The sequence below is a fragment of the Paenibacillus sp. TC-CSREp1 genome (assembly GCF_050171015.1).
GTDB lineage: Bacteria > Bacillota > Bacilli > Paenibacillales > Paenibacillaceae > Paenibacillus > Paenibacillus silvae.
In genome coordinates, this window is sequence record NZ_JBNOKM010000010.1 from 160,333 (window position 1) to 181,128 (window position 20,796).

20 protein-coding genes are annotated in these 20,796 nt (G+C 48.5%); 9 read left to right on the plus strand and 11 right to left on the minus strand.

From position 1 onward, the window contains the following. The first annotated feature begins 20 nt into the window (after positions 1-20). Positions 21-1,421, plus strand: a complete 1,401-nt coding sequence (locus ACQSGY_RS16900; RefSeq protein ID WP_427052730.1) for an MFS transporter — start codon at positions 21-23, stop codon at positions 1,419-1,421. A gap of 135 nt (positions 1,422-1,556) precedes the next feature. Here the strand turns inward: ACQSGY_RS16900 and ACQSGY_RS16905 are convergent, their stop codons facing one another. Further along, positions 1,557-2,831, minus strand: coding sequence for an MFS transporter (locus ACQSGY_RS16905; protein WP_427052731.1), 1,275 nt, complete (start codon positions 2,829-2,831; stop codon positions 1,557-1,559). 360 nt (positions 2,832-3,191) lie between these two features. Here ACQSGY_RS16905 and ACQSGY_RS16910 point away from each other — a divergent pair, with 360 nt between their 5' ends. Next, positions 3,192-3,308 (plus strand): putative holin-like toxin, encoded by a 117-nt coding sequence (locus tag ACQSGY_RS16910; RefSeq protein WP_222125695.1) that lies wholly within the window; start codon positions 3,192-3,194, stop codon positions 3,306-3,308. A 317-nt stretch (positions 3,309-3,625) separates the two neighbouring features. Here the strand turns inward: ACQSGY_RS16910 and queF are convergent, their stop codons facing one another. The 6 genes from queF to ACQSGY_RS16940 form a co-directional block, all read right to left on the minus strand. Further along, positions 3,626-4,117 (minus strand): preQ(1) synthase, encoded by a 492-nt coding sequence (queF, locus tag ACQSGY_RS16915; protein WP_110897191.1) that lies wholly within the window; start codon positions 4,115-4,117, stop codon positions 3,626-3,628. A 234-nt stretch (positions 4,118-4,351) separates the two neighbouring features. Further along, on the minus strand, positions 4,352-5,062 hold the full coding sequence (gene queE, locus ACQSGY_RS16920; protein ID WP_427179466.1) for a 7-carboxy-7-deazaguanine synthase QueE: 711 nt from the start codon (positions 5,060-5,062) through the stop codon (positions 4,352-4,354). Positions 5,063-5,210: 148 nt separating this feature from the next. Continuing rightward, the gene (gene queD / locus ACQSGY_RS16925) at positions 5,211-5,702 is read right to left on the minus strand and encodes a 6-carboxytetrahydropterin synthase QueD (RefSeq protein ID WP_427179468.1); all 492 of its coding nucleotides are present in this window, start codon (positions 5,700-5,702) and stop codon (positions 5,211-5,213) included. After that, positions 5,702-6,391 carry a 7-cyano-7-deazaguanine synthase QueC gene (gene queC, locus ACQSGY_RS16930; RefSeq protein WP_216516690.1) on the minus strand — a complete coding sequence of 230 codons (690 nt, stop codon included), beginning with the start codon at positions 6,389-6,391 and terminating at the stop codon, positions 5,702-5,704. Before queC ends, queD begins: the two co-directional genes overlap by 1 nt. A gap of 419 nt (positions 6,392-6,810) precedes the next feature. Continuing rightward, positions 6,811-7,515: an AIM24 family protein gene (locus ACQSGY_RS16935; protein ID WP_111273047.1), complete on the minus strand. Its 705-nt coding sequence runs from the start codon at positions 7,513-7,515 to the stop codon at positions 6,811-6,813. An 18-nt stretch (positions 7,516-7,533) separates the two neighbouring features. Next, entirely contained in the window at positions 7,534-7,992 is a 459-nt protein-coding gene (locus ACQSGY_RS16940; protein ID WP_427052732.1) for a hypothetical protein, read from the minus strand. Between the two features lie 317 nt (positions 7,993-8,309). Here ACQSGY_RS16940 and ACQSGY_RS16945 point away from each other — a divergent pair, with 317 nt between their 5' ends. From ACQSGY_RS16945 to ACQSGY_RS16955, 3 genes are all read left to right on the plus strand, one after another. Continuing rightward, positions 8,310-8,477, plus strand: coding sequence for a hypothetical protein (locus ACQSGY_RS16945; protein ID WP_216516074.1), 168 nt, complete (start codon positions 8,310-8,312; stop codon positions 8,475-8,477). Positions 8,478-8,684: 207 nt separating this feature from the next. Further along, positions 8,685-9,389: a hypothetical protein gene (locus ACQSGY_RS16950; RefSeq protein WP_184188797.1), complete on the plus strand. Its 705-nt coding sequence runs from the start codon at positions 8,685-8,687 to the stop codon at positions 9,387-9,389. 50 nt (positions 9,390-9,439) lie between these two features. Beyond that, positions 9,440-10,519, plus strand: a complete 1,080-nt coding sequence (locus ACQSGY_RS16955; protein WP_427052733.1) for a helix-turn-helix transcriptional regulator — start codon at positions 9,440-9,442, stop codon at positions 10,517-10,519. 35 nt (positions 10,520-10,554) lie between these two features. On the opposite strand, the gene ACQSGY_RS16960 is transcribed toward ACQSGY_RS16955, so the two are convergent. Then, on the minus strand, positions 10,555-11,229 hold the full coding sequence (locus ACQSGY_RS16960) for an exonuclease domain-containing protein (RefSeq protein ID WP_427052734.1): 675 nt from the start codon (positions 11,227-11,229) through the stop codon (positions 10,555-10,557). A gap of 553 nt (positions 11,230-11,782) precedes the next feature. Here ACQSGY_RS16960 and ACQSGY_RS16965 point away from each other — a divergent pair. After that, positions 11,783-13,528 carry a proline--tRNA ligase gene (locus ACQSGY_RS16965; protein WP_427052735.1) on the plus strand — a complete coding sequence of 582 codons (1,746 nt, stop codon included), beginning with the start codon at positions 11,783-11,785 and terminating at the stop codon, positions 13,526-13,528. A gap of 557 nt (positions 13,529-14,085) precedes the next feature. On the opposite strand, the gene ACQSGY_RS16970 is transcribed toward ACQSGY_RS16965, so the two are convergent. The 3 genes from ACQSGY_RS16970 to ACQSGY_RS16980 all read right to left on the minus strand — a co-directional run bounded on the left by ACQSGY_RS16970 (position 14,086) and on the right by ACQSGY_RS16980 (position 16,993). Beyond that, complete coding sequence (locus ACQSGY_RS16970) at positions 14,086-15,909, minus strand: 5'-nucleotidase C-terminal domain-containing protein (RefSeq protein ID WP_427052736.1); 1,824 nt, start codon at positions 15,907-15,909, stop codon at positions 14,086-14,088. A 178-nt stretch (positions 15,910-16,087) separates the two neighbouring features. Next, positions 16,088-16,504 (minus strand): ImmA/IrrE family metallo-endopeptidase, encoded by a 417-nt coding sequence (locus ACQSGY_RS16975; RefSeq protein ID WP_184188809.1) that lies wholly within the window; start codon positions 16,502-16,504, stop codon positions 16,088-16,090. Between the two features lie 45 nt (positions 16,505-16,549). Continuing rightward, positions 16,550-16,993, minus strand: a complete 444-nt coding sequence (locus tag ACQSGY_RS16980; RefSeq protein ID WP_427179470.1) for a helix-turn-helix domain-containing protein — start codon at positions 16,991-16,993, stop codon at positions 16,550-16,552. A 651-nt stretch (positions 16,994-17,644) separates the two neighbouring features. Between ACQSGY_RS16980 and ACQSGY_RS16985 the strand changes: the two genes are divergently transcribed. From ACQSGY_RS16985 to ACQSGY_RS16995, 3 genes are read left to right on the plus strand one after another with little or no spacing between them, the layout of a single operon-like run. Then, positions 17,645-18,127, plus strand: a complete 483-nt coding sequence (locus tag ACQSGY_RS16985; RefSeq protein ID WP_145403836.1) for an ArpU family phage packaging/lysis transcriptional regulator — start codon at positions 17,645-17,647, stop codon at positions 18,125-18,127. A gap of 15 nt (positions 18,128-18,142) precedes the next feature. Beyond that, entirely contained in the window at positions 18,143-19,900 is a 1,758-nt protein-coding gene (locus tag ACQSGY_RS16990; RefSeq protein WP_427052737.1) for a GAF domain-containing sensor histidine kinase, read from the plus strand. 19 nt (positions 19,901-19,919) lie between these two features. Then, positions 19,920-20,702: a response regulator gene (locus ACQSGY_RS16995; protein WP_145403504.1), complete on the plus strand. Its 783-nt coding sequence runs from the start codon at positions 19,920-19,922 to the stop codon at positions 20,700-20,702. Positions 20,703-20,796 lie beyond the last annotated feature (94 nt).

The following is a 20,796-nucleotide window of genomic DNA, read 5'->3' on the forward strand; positions in this document are numbered from 1 at the left end:
TATCTAAAGGAGGGGGAGCCATGAGGGCGTGTGTCTTGTCGGTGACGGTGAGCAATCATCCCGGAGTGCTGGCTCGCATATCCAATTTGTTTGCTAGTCTAGGAATCAATATTGACAATATTGCCACGGTAAGATCGCGAGATCGGTATGTGTCCCGCGTACGCATTCAAGCTGAACTTGATGATGAGGGCGTGAAGAGAATCTCGTATTCCTTACAGCAGCTACCGGATGTCATCCGGCTGGACAAGGTGCGCATACGCTCGAAGCGTTTCTCCTATTGGTCAGCCGCATATGGTCTGTTTATCGCGGTGATGGGTCTTAATCTTGTTTCACCCATCTATGCGATATACAAGCAACAGTGGCATCTCACACCCGGGATGCTGTCCATGGCTTTTGCTGCTTATGCGATTGCTCTTATTCCGTCAATCATCATCACTGGGCAGTTGTTATCCGGTGGGGGCTTTCGCCGATTTCTTGTGCCTGGCTTGCTCATCGCGATGGCAGGCACACTCTGTCTGCTTTTTGCTACGAGTTATCCGATGCTCGTGGTCGCCAGAGTCCTGCAGGGGATATCCGTAGGCATATTCAACGGAGTTACAGTTGCTGCTCTGACCCAGCTGCATCCAAGGCAGGATCGAAGGCAGGCCGCAATGGTTGGTGCTATCGCTGTGACCGCAGGAAATGCCCTAGGGCCTATGATGGGCGGCATATTGGCACAATATGCGCCGTATCCGACACAGCTCCCTTACGTCGTGCATTTATTGCTGATGATCCCAGGACTCCTCTGTCTCATAAGCTCCCGTGCTGAATTATCCGGCAGAACTTCTGGATATAAGCTTCATATGCCGACTCTTCCACGCTCGGGAACAAAAACATTCAGTGTTGCCGTGCTGTCATCATTTGTAGCATGGGGGATTACGAGCCTGTATGGCTCGACGATTCCGATGTATTTGAATGAATGGATCGGTCAAACAAGCTATGTCCTGTCCGGGCTTATTGTGGCTATCGTATTAATTATTGCTGCACTTGCTCAATTCAGAAGTGCACGCTGGAAGCTTCGCAGCATGGGTTTATTCGGGACACTGCTGATCGGAGCAGGGCTGCTGCTGTTGGTAGTGACGGTACACACCGGATCAATGATTTGCTTGTGTGCGTCTATTGTTTGCGTAGGCATGGGGTATGGACCGCTCTATGCAGGAAGCCTGGCCCTTGTGAATGAAACGACCTCGGATGAGTGGCGTGCAGATGTACTATCTTTATTTTATGCAGGAACATATCTTGGCGTTGTTTTACCTGCTATTGGTCTGGGTTTGATGACCCAGTGGTTTGGCTTGCAGAGAGCATTTGATTGTTTTGCCGCCCTGTTTGTTGTGCTTATTCTGGTAGAGCTGCGAGGCTGGAGCAGACAAAAAACAGGTTAGACTGTGCCTAATGTGAGAAAAAAGAAAAAAGAAAAAAAGAAAAGAAAAAAAGAAGAAGGTTCCTGCTCGTCTGGTTAAACAGTACAAGCAGGAACCTTTTGTCGTTTTATTCAGTGGCCAATGCACTGTTTAAATTTACTCCTCGCTCCCGTTTTCCTGTGCCCAGCGATGGAGCAATTTATCCGATGGAAGCAGAAACGTGAAAATGCCGATCAGCGGCAGGAAGCTGCACAGCTGCATCACAGGTGATACACCTATGGCGTCGATCCAGTTGCCTAGCACAAGCGCGCCGATGCCACCCATTCCAAAAGCGAGGCCTGTAATAAGACCCGATACGGTTCCGATTTTGCCGGGAATGAGCATCTGGGCGTATACAACGGTTACCGAGAAGCTGGATAACATAATAAAGCCGATAATCGTCAGCAGCACGCCCGTCCAGAACAGATTGGCATATGGCAGCAGCAGTGCCAGCGGTGCGGCTCCAGCCATCGATAGGAAGATCATGTTACGTTTACCGAAGCGATCCGCGAGCGGGCCGCCAAAGAACGTACCCAGTGCTCCGGCAGCAAGAAACAGGAAGATATAGATCTGTGCGTCTTCTGTAGACAATGTAAAGGCTTCCTTCAGGTTAAAGGCATAGAAGCTGCCGATCAACGAAACGTACCAGGAACGAACAAATACAAGCAGGATTAAAATAGTAATCGCCGCGGCAATCTTCTTACGCAGGGCCGGATTGGGAGCTCGGCGGGCTGCTGCCTGTTTGCGCAGGTATGTACCGGATTGCAGCATTTTTCCATACCACCGTGCAACATAAAGCTGAACGGCGATGCCCATCGCTGCAATTCCGGTGAAGCCGATCGCTCCGAACAGGCCAAACGGGATGAAAATCCAGCGTGTCAGCAGCGGAGCCAGGGATTGCCCTGCATTGCCGCCTACCTGAAAGATGGATTGAGCGAGCCCGCGGCGCGGGCCGGCAGCCATGTGAGATACTCGTGAGCCTTCCGGATGGAAGGCAGCAGAGCCAAGACCGACAAATATAACGGAGATGAGCACCATCATATAGCTGTCAGCAAAGGCTAACAGCAGCATGCCCGTAAACGTAAAACCCATGCCAACCGGCAGAATCGCCGGGGTCGGTTTTTTATCAGCAAACCAGCCAACGACCGGCTGCATAATGGACGCGGTGAAGTTAATCGCAAACGCAATCCAGCCAATCTGGGTGTAGGTCAGGTGCATGGAATCTTTTAAAATGGGAAAAATCGCCGGAATCACAGACTGAATAGAATCATTGAACAGATGCACAAGACTGATGGCAATAAGAATCCGGTATACGGTGCCTTGGGCATCCAATCCGGTCGGGGCCTTGGAACGCGCAGCGGCATCCGTGGCTAAAGTGGTTTGAGTGGACATAATCAGTTCTCCTTTGGTCGCGGTCACGAGGGATCAGCGCCTGATGTTAGATTCTATGCAATTAAGCATATTGTTACATAATAGGATAGATTGCATGAAGCGACAAGGGGAACAGGGGAGAAAGAGGAAAATGAGATGAATAAGAAAGATGAGAATAACCTTTAACTGTATAAAACTAAAAATAAATAAAAATCAGATCATCTGTCTACGAGGGTAATTCAATTGCATTGCTTGATGGCATACAGTTATGTTTATATCAAATGGATGTCCACAGGTTAGTAGATATGGTATAATATGTTACAACAACAGAATGGCTTGAATGGGTGGTCGGCTAGTCTCCTGTGTAAGGAGGTGATGCCTGTGGAGATAAAAGATGTACTGACGCTAATGATCAGTTTTGCGGGGTTTACAGTAACCTTGATTGGACTGGTCGTAACAATCGTCATTGCATTGAATAATCAAAACAAAAAGAAATAGACCGCCCCGACTAAGGTAATGGTCTATTTCAATTACCGGTTACAGCCACCGCCCTTGAAAGCGGCTGTTGTAAAAGAGTGAGGATGTTGACGCATCCTTACTCTTTTTATTTTATCCTTGTTGACTATAGTTTATCACAACATTTCCCAAAACTCCACATGTACAATGCTGGCTTTTCACCAATTCCATACCATTGTGAATTGGTCTGGACGGAAATTTTGGTAGAAACAGGTGAGGTCTATCATTATCAATAATGGAAAAACGGGGCTACTTCATATTTGGAAGAGTCCCGTTTTTATATCTTTTATAATTTTGGATCAACGATTATCAATCGTCTCCGGGTTCATATCGTGGTTCATCATGCGGTGTTCAGCCATCTGCTCGTACTTCGTTCCAGGCTTGCCGTAGTTGGTGTACGGGTCGATGGAGATGCCGCCGCGCGGGGTGAATTTGCCCCAGACTTCGATGAAGCGCGGGTCCATCAGCTTGATCAGGTCGTTCATAATAATGTTCACGCAGTCCTCGTGAAAATCACCATGGTTGCGGAAGCTGAACAGGTACAGCTTGAGCGACTTGCTTTCTACCATTTTGATATCGGGAATATAGCTGATGTAGATCGTTGCAAAGTCCGGCTGACCCGTAATCGGGCACAGGCTGGTGAACTCGGGACAGTTGAATTTGACAAAATAATCACGGTACGGGTGCTTGTTATCAAAGCTTTCCAGTATGCCCGGATCATATTCAAACGTATATTTCACATTCTGGTTGCCAAGCAATGTTACATCTTGCATCTCGTCAGGTTGTCTCATAGGGTACAAACACTCCTCTTATCCAGTCGAAGCCGCAGGCCTCGCAATAATCTTGCATATATAGTGACAGGCGGAACAGCCTGTATTTCTTCTGAAAATGCTTAAAGCAAATATACATCATGCCGCCCATTCCACCCATATCACCCATATCGTCCATCTCATTCATAAAGTTTATTCAAAGGTAGGCCAATGATTTGTGTGGGAGTACGGTTATGTTGGAAACAGGAAAGGGGGTTACACTCCGCGTTTATTGCCCCATACCAGCGTATGAAGTTGTGGCAGCACCCGCACATTATTCAAATCGTCCGAAGCACTCAACCGGTCAATCAGCCACTCGTAGCGCTCCAGCAGGGAGGCCGCCAGATGTGGCGTATCCGCCGAAGCAACATCCGGGTTCCCCGTTTGTAAAAATAAAGCGGTGCCCGGATACCGTGCATGCACACGGCGGGCATAGTCCAGGTCTGTCTGATCGAAGATCACGATCTTCAGACTATGGCTTCGATCTGCCTTGCCAGCAGCCAGCCGGCCGATCACATCGTCCAGAACCGCCCAGTCGGTGTCCATGCCCGAGCTGGGTGGCTTGGGCGAGACCGTGACTTCGTCAATGTCCGCCAGCCATGACTGCCAGCGTGAGCCCTGCGTCTCGACCGCGGTGCGGACGCCGTTCTCCCGCAGCAGGGCAACCAGCCCGCCCAGCGAAGCCAGCAGGGCGGGGTTGCCGCCGGAGAGGGTCACATGGGAGAAGCGTGTGCCGCCCAAGCGGCGCAGTTCATCCCATACCGCCTCCGGCGTCAGCATGCGAATCTGGTCCTTGCCGCTGCCGTCCCAGGTAAAGGCCGAGTCGCACCAGGAGCAGCGGTAATCGCATCCCGCGGTGCGCACAAACATCGTTTTTTGTCCGATCACCATGCCTTCGCCTTGAACCGTCGGACCAAAAACCTCCATGACAGGGATGCGTGCTTCCTTAGCTTGAGCTTGAGGTCTATCTGTAGCCAGCGTGGAAAGATTAGCTGGACCCGGTTCGTTCTGCGCAAGCACATCCGCATGCATGTCAACTGCAAATGTGCTTTTGACCTGCTTCTGATCCTGTGCGCTACTCATCGATCATCCACTCCCGTCTCGCCTCGGCATAACTGGTTGGCGTTTCAAAGAGCCGCACAAATTCGGTCCGAGCGCCGTCGGTAAGTCCCGCGTAGGGCTCGGACTGTAAAGCCTGTTCCATCTGTTCAAACAGCCAGACAACCATATTTTCAGCCGTTGTATTCATTAAGGGCATCGTTTCGTTCAAATACTGATGATCCAGATAACCTTCGATACGGCTTTTCCAGATGTCCTTGATATGTCCAAAATCAACCGTCAGCCCGGTGTCACCCGGATAACCGCTGATACCAAAAATGACTTTATACGTATGCCCGTGCAGATTTTTGCACTTGCCTTCATAACAATGCAGATGATGCGCCGCATCAAATGTAAACTCCTTGCTGACCAGTACACGCTTGCGATGATATCTCAGCTGTGAGGGCAGAATATCCTGATCGATCCGCTGCAAACGTTCAACAATCCGAAATGTCCCCGGTTCTCTCATCATGCATCCGCTCCAGTGGAGGGTGCTGCTTCCAGAGCAGACGTCCGTTCCTGTACGTAGCGATCCAGCCCGGCTTTGCGAAGCTTGCAGGCAGGACATTCACCGCATCCGTCACCAATGACACCGTTATAACAGGTAAGCGTACGTTCACGCACATAATCAAAAGCGCCGAGCTCATCAGCCATTTTCCATGTCGCAGCTTTGTCCAGCCACATCAGTGGAGTATGAATAACGAAAGGATAATCCATCGACAGATTAAGGGTCACGTTCATCGACTTCACAAATGAATCCCGGCAATCGGGGTATCCGCTGAAGTCTGTCTCACATACACCTGTAACCAGGTGACGAGCGCCTTTTTGTTTGGCCAGAATAGCTGCAAAGCTAAGGAACAGCAGGTTCCGACCATCCACGAAGGTGCTTGGCAGCTCACCTTCCTCATGTGTAATCTCCACATCGGAACGTGTGAGTGCATTAGGAGCAAGCTGGTTCAGCAGGCTCATATCGAGCACCGTTTGCTGTACACCCAGATCCTTGGCAATGGCTGCGGCACACTCAATCTCGAGTTTATGGCGCTGCCCGTAATCAAACGTAACGACTTCTACTTCGGCGAATTGTTTCTTCGCCCAGAACAAACAAGTTGTACTGTCCTGTCCGCCGCTGAATACAACGACCGCTTTTTCTTCGTTCAACATAAAAAAACCTCTCCATCTTCTTGAGATCACCCCTGCATGGCAGCAAGGAATGTCGGAAGAACAGAGAAGTTCATGAACTGGCATCCATCAAAAAACACACCTTCTCAATGGCAGCTTCAAAAAAGCTGCAATAAGAAAATGTCCTTAGTTTTTTACGTACACCGTGTCAACATACACAGCACTTCAATAGTTGTTTGAAGCCAGCCTGTGTAACATCTGAACGCGGAGAGCTGTACGCAAGACTGTAAGCTGACCTTAACCGATAGCAATATGCCATAAGCTGGTCCAGTCTTGTAGAGGGAGTTCGCGAACCTCTCCCATGCCGAAGGGCATGGATTTTCTTCTTTAATTGTCCGGGTACAGTATACCACACATCTTTACTGGCTCGGCATATTTTTTAGAAGTCCCTGAATCTGTTATTTGATAATCACATTACCAAAGGGAATAACTTCTTTTAATATCCGTTTAAACAAGCCCTCATCGTTCACGTCCTGCTGCAGTTTGTAATTCTCACGTCCAGCCTGGAAGAGTACGGAGCCGTGTCCTGTCATTTTCCAATGATAGTTCATATGCTGGCTGGCCAGATTATTCCCGTATACGGTCAGCTCCAGATGAGCATTCTCCGGGTAGGCTATAATGCTTCCGGCGTCCACATAGAGCGGAGCGGTGGGGTGAAGCTCCTGCTGACATACCTGACCCTGCGTCAGCAGTCCGATCTTGCCTTCGCCCGAAAACTTCATCTTGACGGCATCCCGGGTGATCAGCATATTTTTGATCTTCTGAATTTTGGTATGCATGGTGACCCCGTCAGTATAGAAGAACAAATGACGAAAATCATAGAGCAGATCGCTATTCTCGGTCAGCTGTACTTCTTTCATCGTAAATCCGGGAGGAAGAGCGGCGACAAACTGACAAGGGCCGGTAATCTCCGATTTGATGAGCTTTTTTTTGCGATATATGCCCGATATATTCAGCAACTTATCCTGCCTGCTGTTGCTGGGGCCACGAAACGCAACGATCTGCTGCGGATGCAAAATGTGAAGACGGTCGTCCTGTATCAGTGAAAAAGTAACCACTTGTCCGGCTGTGCCAGCTTCAGCATGGTTCAGATGTATGTTCATGCCATTGCTCCTGTTCTGTTATACTCGGCCTGACCGGCGGCGCATTCCCCAGCGCATCACACGGATCAGAAGGAAGTAACCTGCAATGAGAGAAACGACAGTAATCACCATCGTTTGAATACGCTGCGCTGTAGCGGTTCTGGCATCCTGTTCATTTTGCAGCTTGCTGACCATGTCGGTGAGCTTTTGATTCTGTGCCAGCAGCTGTTCATTCTGCGCTTTAAAGGCTTCGACGCTGGCTTGGGCTTGTCCCAATTGAGCAGAGGCCTGATTTAACTGCTCCAGTGTCTGCTTGTAGCTTTCCTGCAAGGCATTGACTTCTCCAGGCAGTTCAGAGACGCGCTCCCATCCGCTGTAGATATCCGAAAATATATTGGCACTCGCTGCATGAGCAGTGGAAGCTAATGTAATGGTGAAAAGTATACAAGTGCTGAGTAACACCCGAATGAAATAACCCGGAATGGATTTTGGCATCATTAACACCTCTTTCTTCGGTAAAATGGATCGGCTGCCGAATTCGTCGGCATTTGTTGAATTACGGCTCTTTCATTATACGTCAAAAACGGGACAAAGGGTTCAAGAGGATTAAGCTTTATTACCCGAAAAGGCCCAAAAAAATCGAAATGAAACAAATGTTTAATTTTAGATAGGATGGGGTAATACAAGGAGAGCGAAACTTCGAAAATATAAAATACTTTTTTTGCGTATATGCTGTGCGTAAATATGTAATAAATTACCGTATACCCAATAGATTTAATTTAAATGAATTTTGTGAAATGAAGGAGTAGAATAATATGAGTACATCAAATCATAACACTTTAACGAAAACGATTATAATTACCGTAAACGGTGAGCCAGTAGGACGCAAACTTATTATTGACAGTGTAACTTATGCTCCTGTTACTGAAACGGATTGTGTACAGTACATGCACAATATGGAGATTAATCCTCCTGCCGTGTAAGATAGGACTTGTCATAGAGAGACGTGTCAAAAGCTTGGCTAATAGCCAGGCTTTTTCGTCGTTTATTGTCGCTTCTAGGCGGAACAAGGGAGAGAAAACTAATATAATGGAAAAAAGTAATGGGAACATATGTTCCGTGACAATATAGTGTCCATTCACCCTGCTAACTTAGAAGATAATACACATAAATCGGGGGAGAGACTACCAGTGAACTCAGTCTTTGAAGTATCTTATTCGTGGAATAAAGAGGCCATACCGACAGGGGGGGCCGATCCCGTGTATATGATGGTAGAGTGGCGGTACGGAGCCCCTGCCAAAAGACTTAGGAAAATAGCACCCAAAATTATGTCGAGAGATTTAGAGCTTTTGCTCAAACCGGAACACGGAGTTCATCTGAAAGGCATCTATGGATGCCGTTCCAAAGAGACAGATATTGGCTGGGTCCTTCGGCTTGGAGATGTATACAAGGGGGAAAGCAAACAGATTCTGCTGGAATTCGCTGTAGGACCTCATTTCTCCGGCAAAGCGGCAGTATGCTCTGCTTACTGGAGTACCCGCAAGTTGAAGCAGAGTCAGCGTGTGCTGCTTCGCAGAGAACAGCTTTATATTCAATATACAAGTCATCTGGGCATGCTTCGCCAGCCAGAGGACCCGAAAGTCGAAAAAACGATTAAATTGAACGAAACGGTTCCATTACTTAAACAGGCTTTACGTGCTTATGAACGAGGGCGCATCGAAGAGGGAAGCGAGCTGCTGCGTCGTCATGCGGATGCACTGCTGATCGAAGCTGCGCGCAAGCAGGATCTCGATTATTACGCTGAAGCCGAGATTGTTGAAAAGCTTCGTTATCACTATGGCATTACGTTTACGACCGGTTATCATAATCGCCAGAACACGATGTTAAGTGAATAAAACAAAACCGAGTGGTAACGTTATAGAGAGAACGAGTTTACATATTTTTTATGAAGGTGAAGTCAAGCCACAAGTCGAATGTATACATCAATACTATACCAGTCAAGGATGGAGCTGTATCCTACGATTTGAAACAACACCATGGAGGGCCTGGCAAAATGACAGACCGACTAATCCGATTAATGCGCATTATCACGCTGGTACAAGCCAAGCCAGGTATTTTAGCCCGTGAGCTTGCCGAGCGATGCGAGACGACGGAAAGGACGATTTACCGCGACATGGAGGCCCTCAGTGCAATGCATATCCCGATCGCCAATATGGGACACGGAAGAGGGTACATGTTTATCAGCCATTTTGCTATGTATCCGCTTAATTGGTCGAATGAGGAAGCACAGGCGTTTATGCAGCTGGCAGAAGTAATGGATGATATCCGTCCGTTGCTCAAGCCTGCATTCGAGAGTGCTTATGAGAAAGTGGTTGCTTCGAATCTGAAGCACAGCACCGATCAGGTGGAATGGTCAGAGCAGATCAGCGGAATGTTCAGAGAGGGAGCCAATGTGTGGGAAGATCAGCAGGGGGATGAGCCGAATTCATCTCTTATTACGTTGCTCCAGGCAGGAATTTCACAAAACAGCGTTGAAGGGAGCTACCAGTCCCAAGGGGAGAAGGAAACCATTCGGATTGATCCTTATTTTTTGATCCCGCGAGAATATCAATTTGAGCTTGTAGCCTATTGTCATCTATCCGAGAGTATTCGGACGTTCCAGGTCAATCGGCTGCATGATCTACGAATGATGCCACGCACCTTCCGCAAAAATGATTACTTGATCCAGTCTTATTTCCGTACTGCCCGGACAATGAACGGAAGTTCGGAAGGGGCTGTAGTCAAAATCCGATTTTCTTCCCTTGTTGTGGAACATGTGATGCAAGAGCGTTTGTTAACAGCCCCCATTGTAACTATTGAGCCCGAAGGTACCCTGTTGTTTGAAACGGTATTAAGCGACGTCGATCAATTTCTGAGCTGGATATCCAAGTATGGACCAGAGGCGGAGATTCTCGAACCGAAACATTGCCGTATCCTGATGAAAGAGCATCTTAGGCGCTGGCATCAGGTATACGACGATTCATAACACGCGCGATGACATAGTAAAGCCCGGCAGCAAGCCTATTCTTTGGTTTTGAACAGATTGGCAAGGTTGCCAAATGGCGATTCCTTCTCCTCATCTTGTGCAGCGCTAGAGTAAACCACTTTCGAGGTCACACCTTCATCATCGGCTGCACAGTTATGTTCCAGTGTAAACTGATCAAATTGGTGCATGAACACCTTCGCGGTATTAATCGCGTCATCCAGAGCACGATGCTGTGTACCGTCGAATTCAATGCCGCAGAGCTCAAGCGCCTGGGCAAGGCCTAGCTGACGGAACTTTCCGTCTACGCGCATGGCTCGCGACCACTGCTGCTGCAGGTCATTATGATTCGTGATCCAAGCCACATCTAGCTGATGTGTGCGGCAATGGGAGATAAGCTTGCTGCGATCATCCGGTCCCCAGGAGCACATATAATAAGGCTCGGTGCCCATCCATTCGATGAATTGAGCTAACGCTGCCGGGAACAGAGGGGCTGCATCAATGTCTTTCTGAGTGATGCCTGTGAACTGAACCGTGTCTGTAGACAGAACGGGTTTGTTGGATGGCCGAACATACGTATGAAAGGTGTCGGTGACGGCAAGCACGCCATTGGTGTCCTCACTTACTTTAACGGCACCGATATCAATAATTTCAGAGGAGTAGCGTGTATTGCGGCTTACTGTAAATTCAAGATCATAGATAATATAGGGCATAAGACAAACTCCTTTATCAAGGAACCATTTTTTTATTAAGGAAAACCGTGCATTTGATGTGACATAAGGGAGCCGACGATGTAATCCTTGAAATGTTATTTCTCTATTTTACAGTGAACCTGGAGCCGTGTCAGCCACTGTTACGGATTTCGTTTCAAGACCGGGCATCCAGAGGTGTTTGTTGACAAGTGCTTATAAATGTTCTAATGTGATCAAAAATGGAAACAGCGTTTACCGAGGACATGATTACGCAGGCCGGCTTCACCAGAGAGGGAATGGATAGGTGCAACATTCCTGCAGCTGCTGCGCAATTCCTACCTCGTTAGCTGCGAAGGGGAATGTCCGTGTCGGTAACGGGCTGCAACCTGCGCCGGAAGGGCCCGTTATGCTCGATAGGACTGTATATCTCACGCAGGGCATGAAGCAGAAGTGTATGCAGTTAAATAAGGGTGGTACCACGGCACATTCGTCCCTTGACGAATGTGTCTTTTTGCTGTTAAAGCCGAATTCAGGATCATGTCTATTATTCAGATTAATAAGGAGTGTTATAAAGATGCGTCAAAGTGAACTGCTTGTCCCTACATTACGTGAAGCGCCAGCAGAGGCTGATGCGGCCGGGCATCGCCTGCTGCTTCGATCGGGTATGATTCGTCAGTTAGCGGCAGGCATATACAGTTATCTGCCACTGGGCCGCCGGGTACTGCTGAACGTGGAGCGAATCGTGCGGGAAGAGATGGACCGTGCCGGATGTCAGGAAGTACTGCTGCCGATCATGCAGCCAGCCGAACTATGGGAGGAGTCTGGCAGATATACACAGTACGGCCCGGAGCTGATGCGTTTGAAGGATCGGCACACAAGGGAGTTTGCGCTTGGACCAACGCATGAGGAAGTGGTTACAGCGCTGGCCCGGGATGAGGTCAATTCCTACCGAAAGCTGCCATTCACACTGTACCAGATTGGCACCAAGTTTCGGGACGAACGACGCCCGCGTTTTGGCTTGCTGCGCGGACGTGAATTCATCATGAAGGATGCCTATTCTTTCGCGGCAGACTGGGATGAGCTTGATCGTACCTATCAGGCGATGAATTCAGCGTATTGCCGCATTCTGGAGCGCTGCGGTCTGAATTATCTTCGGGTTGAAGCTGACGCTGGTACCATTGGGGGACAAGGAGAGACCCATGAGTTCATGGCGCTGGCTGATGTAGGGGAAGATACGATTGTGGCATGCAAACAATGCGGGTATGCTGCGAATCTGGAGAAGGCAGCATTTCAGTCTTCCTTGTCTGTCGAGCACATGGAAGAAAAGGAAGAGAGTGAAGCAGGCAAGGCGCCTGAAGTATCACGTATTGCGACACCAGATGTGCGCACGATTGCCGAATTAAGCTCTTTCCTGAATAAAAAGCCAGAGCATATGATCAAAACTTTGCTCTACCTGGCCGATGGTGAACTGGTAGCAGCGCTTGTACGAGGGGATCATGAGTTGAATGAAATTGTTCTGAAGCAGGTGCTTGGAGCAGAAGAGCTTGTTCTGGCAGATGATGCAGCGCTCGCCTCATATTCTCAGCTTGCCGTTGGTTATCTTGGACCCGTGGGGCTGGGATTACGGATAATCGTCGATGTGGACGTAGCCGCTATGCAGCAAGCCATAACAGGAGCAAACGAAGCCGGAATGCATCTGTCTGGTGTACGTCCGGGAATTGATTTTGCCTTGGATCAGGTGGAACAAATCCGCTTTGCTGCGGAAGGAGATCGTTGTGTATCGTGTGGGGAACCGCTGGTGTTCACTAAAGGCATCGAGGTGGGGCATATTTTCAAACTGGGTACCAAATACAGTGATGCCATGGGGGCTGCTTTCCTGGATCGCAATGGTCGTCAATGTGCACCTGTCATGGGATGTTATGGCATCGGGGTATCTCGTTTGGTGGCAGCTATTGCGGAGCAGCATGCTACTGAGACGGGCATTCGGTGGCCTGCATCCGTAGCCGCATATGATGTTCATCTGATTCCGGTGAGCTGGAAGGATGAGCAGCAGAAGAAGCTTGTTCTTGAACTGGAGCAGCAACTGCTGGATCATGGCTTGCGTGTGCTCGTTGATGATCGGGATGAACGCCCGGGTGTGAAATTCAAGGACGCCGAGTTAATTGGCCTGCCAGTGCATATCGTCGTTGGCAGAGGTGCGGGTGAAGCGAAAGTGGAATTGGGTTCACACCAGCTGGCTGCATCTGGTGAAACGAGTCGAATCCAGTTGACAGCACAGGAAGCGATAACTTATGTCATGGAACAAATCCAGCAGAGATAAGCTTCATGTGAAGAGGAGCCTAGCATGAAGTATGTGAGATGCCATAGGTGTATATTATAGGACTGCATATTATGTCGATGGGCCTTTTACAGCGTGAACGTGCTTGTTTTTAATGGAAAATGAGGACTCTGGACGTATACATCAATGGAAATTAAGGAATTCATCATACGAAGTAACTATAATCGAGGTTCATGCTATCAACATTTCGGCTAATTTACTTTTAAGCATAAAAAACGCAGGATCATTTACAGCATCCCAAGTATTTTTACGCAAAGCAAGTGCAGAAATTGTTGCAGCCATTCTGAATGGCAAACGGTATGATTACCGATGTTGCAAGCAAATGGGTTATAGTTCAGTGTGGTGGAGACAGCGTGAAAGTGTGAGGTTAAGGGTTGCAAGGGATTTATTTTTGAGAATGTCTGCAATCCTAAAGTCACTTCTAATTTTAACGAGAACTTTACACTTAGAATAATGACGAGAAGGGAGCCGCTCATCCAGATTATTCTGGTGGAGAGACTCCCTTCCTTGGTTTGGTTAGCGTATGATCCTGTTACCGATTATGAAGCCGTGGGCAATTTCAACGTTTGACCTGGATAGATCCAGTGTGGATTTTTGATTTTATTCAGCTTTTGCAGTGTCTGCCATGTTGTACCGTATTGCTTGGAGATGGAGTAGAGGGATTCTCCCGATTTAACAATATGCACTTTGACTGGAGCTGGTTTACCCGGTGCCGGCTTCACAGGGTTCTCCGGTTTGGGCTGCTCTGGCTGAGGTTTTGTTGGCGTAGGTGCCGGAACTATCACCGGTGCTTCATTCCCTGAACCTGGAGCTTCCGGCTCTACGACAGCCTTTTTGCCTTCACTGATCCGACCGTCCGTCTGGATCGTTACAGCGCCGAGCTTTTGCATATAGTTGATCAGAGCTTCATCCATTGCACCATACATGCCTGCTACCGGATACTTGGCAAACATGGTGTACTCATCACCGCCGACAGCAGTGAAATCATTGGTTGCCAGGGTGTAAGCAGCTGCCGGATCAAGAGCTTTATTGCCTACCATCACCGAATGCACACGGCTGCCTTTTGGAGCGGAGGCATCAATTTTGAAGGTGATTCCGGATACTTGCGGGAAACCTCCACTTGGTTCCGGGTAGGAGCCCACACCGTTCTCCAGTGCTGCAAGCACATCGGAGCCTTTGACTTCAAGCGTAACGACCTGGTTGCCAAAAGGAAGAACCGTAATGACATCACCTTTGGTGACAATGCCTTTTTCAATAGAAGAACGAATGCCGCCACCGTTTGTTAAGGCAATATCGGCTTTGCTGACATCACGGATGGCATCAGCCAGCAGATCGCCCAGATTGGTCTCCCCTGCACGAACCTGTTCCCGTTTGCCTTCGAGAAGTACAGCCGTATTTGCTACTTCTTCTTTCAGGATCGGCTCCTGTTCCTTCTGAATGGAGCTTACGAGAGCGGCAACCTTCTCATCAGGTTTAATGTCTTTGGCGAGGGTTTCATCAACGAGAGCAGCTGTTTTCTTTGTCACTTTGCCGCCGTCTACCCACAGGTCAATGACACCTACATAGTTGGTGTACTCCCCTGCGCTTGCAATCAATGTGCCGTGATCGGACACCAGACCATCCTTCAAGACCGTGTGACTGTGCCCGTCGATGAACACATCAATTCCCGGCACGTCTTTGACAACCTTGAAGCTGGTATCTGTGCTGGAAGCATCTTGTCCAAGGTGTCCAAGAACCACAACCACATCCACTTTACCGCGAATTTCATTCACAAGTGCTTTGGCTTCCGCAGATGGGTCGGTAATGTCCAGACCTTCTACATTTTTCGGGTTTGTTTTATACATCGTTTCCGGTGTAGTCAGGGCAATGATACCAACCTTCACACCGTCTAATTCCTTGATAATATAAGGCTCGAAGAGACGAGTTCCGTCCTTTTTCTTCACGTTAGCGCTGAGCATCGGGAACTTCATCATGTTTGCCAGCTCCAGCAGACGATCAGAGCCATAATTGAATTCGTGGTTTCCCGGTACCATGGCTTGGTAACCTATTTCGTTCATGACTTTTACAACACTTTCACCTCGGACGAGGGTTGCAAATGTAGTACCGTGTACGGCATCACCTGCATCGAGCAGAAGTGTATTTGGATTATTGCTGCGATATTTATTAACGATGCCTGCGACTTTGGCAAAACCCATGGCAGGTGATTGTTCCACTGCACGAGCATGCATGTCATTGGTATGTAGGATGGTGATGTGTTTGCCTGTGCCTGAAGCGGTATCCGTCGCTGCTGCCGCAATGCCTACACTGCCGAACAGTAAACAAACCGTTAACAGAAGTGAAACAACGCTTTTCCAGTTTTTCATCAATCCGAAACCTCCCAAAATAGTAATCTATTAGAGTGTTTACACAGCTCATGTAGTATTTTAGCAGACTATAATGGGGAAATCTCGTAATTCGCGTAAAAATAAGTGACCTGAAAGTGACATGCAATTATGTTTATGGAAAAAAAGAGCTTCATCACCCGTTAAAGAACGTATGTTCTTATGTGGTGTAAAAAAAATGCTGCGCTTCACGCGGCAATCCGGTGCGCAAACAAAATTTCTCCAGGGATTCCTCGGGCTCCGGCATAACACCAGACGTCAACAGCTGAATAGCAAAACGGTTTGCTTGTCTCTCCAGCTTGCCCGGAGCGAAATAGGAATGCTCCTCCAGAAAGAAACGATTGATTCCTTTGTGCAGCCTGTCATGACCTAACTCATGCGCGCACACAAATCGCTGCCATTCTGGAGGCAAGTCATTGTGTATGACGATAAATCTGCGGCGAAGCTTGCGGAAATACAGCCCCTTGGTCGATTGTCCCAGATTGGTGAACCGAATCTGTATACCTACAGCGCGGGCAATGCTGAATGGACAATTGGTTCGATGTTTTCGAATCAGCTTGGTTACGATGTCATCCATGTGATCTCACCTGCAATTCCAGTAAGTTGAGCTCGTGTCTTGGCCTCATGAGCGCGGGTCCGATTCGCCTGGCTTTTTGCGTTTATTCATTTGTTTGGCTTCCCAGAACAAACCTGTAAGTACGTCCTTGATTCTTTTCTTGTCCTCTTCATCCAGCGGTATACCGTCAAACATCAGGTCATCCTCATCCTCCAGCATTCGTTTGAAATCCCGTCGGTCCTTATACGTTGCCCATTCGGGTACATCCTGAACGTCGGCAGCCTGGCCTGTTTCGATATAGCCAGCTTGTTTCATCATGTCGGTATAAGGTACACCGAGAGCATCGGCAATCTTGCGGATGGTTATCGGTTTAGGCACCCCGCGTACACCATTCTCAATACGTGAAATCTGTGAATTGCTTATTCCGGCTGCATCAGCGAGCTGGTTAATGCTGAATCCCTGCTGCTCGCGCAGCTGTTTCATATAAGGACCAAAAGCGTGCTCCACAATTCATGCCACTCCTTCGACTCGTCACAAGTGCTTGTCATTATGAAATAAGAGAATGGTGCTGCACAGAACACTCCGATGCCAGAACAACCTTCCGATCGCTGTTATCCCCAGATTTCTGATGAATTTTCTCTTAAGGGAGAAATCCGGGGATAAAGGCGAACGCTTCGCTTCTTCCGGTTTGTTCTGTCCTCTTCGTTAAAGTGCTTGCTCTAAACATTATCTTAATTCATAAACCACACATTGACTTATGCGAGTTCAGTAATTATCTGTACTATATCGTATATATACCATTAGGTAAAGAGATTTGAATCAATTATGCCAAAAGGTATAGGAAATGAAAGCTTGGGTTTTATTTTACCCTCTAAACGAACCAAAATGAAGGTTTACTCCAATCTCCAGAAAGTGGTATCCTCTAGTAGAAATACGAACAACATACGAACAAAATGTAAATGAGGATTGTTTCCAAAAGGCAATATATCAGAAAACGTTAAGATTTATAGAATTGGAACAATTCTATAGATAGAGTCTGTTCTTGGATTTAATGACGTTACAAGCTGCCACGATGTTGTGAGATGAATGGGCGAGATATAGAAGATTAATGGGTGAAATATAAATGAACCTAATACTAGGAGGAGAGCAATGATGACAAATATGGAATTGCTGTTACCGGAACTGGATCGTCGTAAAACGCAGGCTGCCGTTGAGGCCGTATTGGAGAAGTACCGAATCTACAAAACGATTGCGTTTGAGGAACGGGAGGTGCAGGTGACGGCAAGTTATACGGAGCGTTTGCATGGTGCTACTAACGTCACGGGTGATTCCACAGCCAAAACAGCGATCTTTAATGTGGACGTGCAGCGTGCGCGGCGGGCTTATTGTGATACCATTGACCATATTGTGTCCCGACTCAGCGAGAAGGAACGTGTGCTTGTGCGCGAGCGATACATGAAGGATGATGATGTGTTTGACTATAAAATCTATAACCATGTTTTTGACCCGCCAGTGAGCAAGGATACGTACACCAAGATCCGCACCCGTGCTTTTTACAAAATGGCGCTTGCTTTGTCCGACCGCGGTCTGATTAATATGGAGCCTCTGTCATCGAGAAGAAAAGAAAGGCAGAAGCTTGGCTGAGCATCCTGCTCGAAGTTGAAGCTTTCATCTCACCCGGGGATTGGTTACAATAGTTGGGACAAAATGACGGAATGCCGCTGCGGAAGGGGAGAGCGTAATATGCCGGAAGAGGTTCGAATGCAAGAAATGGTCACGTTAAAAACCATTGCGGAAACACTGAATACCTCCAACGATCTCAGCCTGATGCTGGATACGGTGGTTGGCAAATTGCTTGAATTGACCGGATTAACGGCAGGCTGGCTTTTTCTCATTAATGAACGTGGAGAATATACCTGTATCTCTGACTACAACCTGCCTCACGCCCTGATGCGTAATGATAAAGAGCCGATGCGGGTGGGAACATGCTGGTGTGTCAATCGTTTTCGGGATGGCAGATTGCAGTATGCGGTAAATATTATCAACTGCAAGCGGCTGGAGGATGCTGTGGAATTCCAGTGGGGAGATACAGCCGATATTACGCATCATGCCACGGTTCCACTACGCTCGGGTGAGCGAATGCTCGGACTGCTTAACGTGGCAGCGCCTGGCAAGCAGCATTTCAGCGACAATGAGCTTGCTCTTCTGCAGGCGGTTGCTTACCAGATTGGCAGTGCAATGGAACGGATGCGTCTGTATCGTGCAGAGCAGCGGCGGGCTGATCTCTATGCCCGTCTGGGGGATTTTGGCTCAGCACTAAGTCTTCGCGTTAACGAATGCACCGAGGCAGATGCATTGCCGTGCACGGTTGCAGAACTGCTCGGCAAGCATTTTGACTGGCCGTTCGCTGCGCTCATGCAGCAGACGCAAGGGACCTTTCACTTACAAGCGGTGTATGCAGAAGGTGAGGTATGGATGGATTCAGGAGCCTCCTTCTCCAAGGAAGGGATTCACCTCCTGGATCGGATTGTTGATCATTATCGGGCTGCCATGCTGTCAGCGGATGAACTGATTGAAATGTTCAGTTCGTGTACAGCGGGTACGAAGTGTTATGAACTTTCTTCGGGAATTGGCGTACCGATCCCTTATCATACACCGGGCGAGCCGGGAGTGCTGGTGATTGCCACAGGAGTGCGCTCATCGAATCTGCTCAGGGCAGACAGTGAGGTGCTGGAGGCTTTGGCAGAGCATATTGTGGCAGCCAAAGAAAGTCTGAAGCTGGCTGATCATCGGCGTGAACTGGCAAGGCTGGAAGAACGAAATCGGCTGGCGCGGGATCTGCATGATTCCGTGAATCAGATTTTGTTCTCCTTGTCGTTAACGGCAAGAGGTGCGGAGAGTATGTTCCCAGGCACAGAGCCTCTGCATCCTGCTGCAGAAGCAATGAAAGATATTAGAGCTTTGTCGCAGGAAGCCCTCAAGGAAATGCGCGCTCTTATTATGCAGCTTCGTCCAGCCGGACTGGAGGGAGGACTGCTAAGTGCATTGCAAGAGTATGGGGCGAGGCAAGGGCTTCAGGTAATTGCCGACCGTAAGGGGCTGCGCGCTATTCCGCGTTTCGTGGAAGAAGGTCTGTGGCGCATTGGCCAGGAGGCGCTCAACAATGTTCGGAAGCATGCGGGAGTAACATCGGCCAATATTTTGCTGGAATTCAATGAACATGAAGCGAAACTCACGATCTCGGATCGGGGAAAAGGTGGGGCCAAGAGACGGAAGCCAGCCTCTGAAAGCTCACTGGGACTGTCCATTATGAGAGAACGTGCTCAATCACTGGGAGGAAAACTGGATATATGGAGTTCTACTCGTAAGGGAACCACCATAGCTGCCGTTATTCCAATTCCGTTTGAATCCGAATAAAGTCAGGGGGCAGGCAGCAATGCCTATTACAATATTACTTGCCGATGACCATGTGATGGTCAGACGGGGACTGCATGTTTTTCTGAGTACACAGCAGGATATGAAGGTTGTTGGTGAAGCGTCGAACGGGCAGGAGGCTTTGGAGCGTGCGCAGGAACTGGAGCCGGATGTTGTTCTCATGGATCTGCACATGCCTGTGATGGACGGCATTGAAACTTCCAGACATTTGCGCCGTTTGCTGCCGGGTACACGAATCATCGTACTGACCTCTTTCTCGGATCAGGATCATGTCGTGCCTGCTGTTCGTGCAGGAGTGAAGGGGTACTTGCTCAAAGATATTGAACCGGAGGATTTGGCGAAGGCGATTCGCAACGTGTACTCAGGGCAGGTGGAGCTGCATCCAGCGGCGGCAGGCCAACTCATGCATGTGATGGCATCAATGGATCTGCAATCGAACTCTGTGCAGGCAGAACAGCAGGAGGCAGGATCACCTTTTTTCCAGCGTCTAAATGAAACGAAATCGGTACAGCAGGAGCTGCATATGCTCGGCACAGGCCTAACGAGTCCATCCATTGAATCAAGTGCACGATCCAGTACAGCAGGCGTGAATGTGCTCACCCGCCGTGAACGTGAAGTTTTGGGGCTGATCACCCAAGGGCTGAGCAATAAGGAAATTGCCGTCCGGCTGGTTATTACGGAGAAAACGGTAAAAACACATGTAAGTCATCTGCTGGACAAGCTGGGACTTGCCGACCGTACACAGGCGGCGCTTCATGCAGTAAGGAATGGCTGGGAGCTGTAAGGTTTCATTCTCTACGAAACTCAGATTAAATCAGACTAAAGTCGTATGAACTCAACCGAAAGGTTGAGTTTTTTTGTGATGAAGTTAAGTCCAT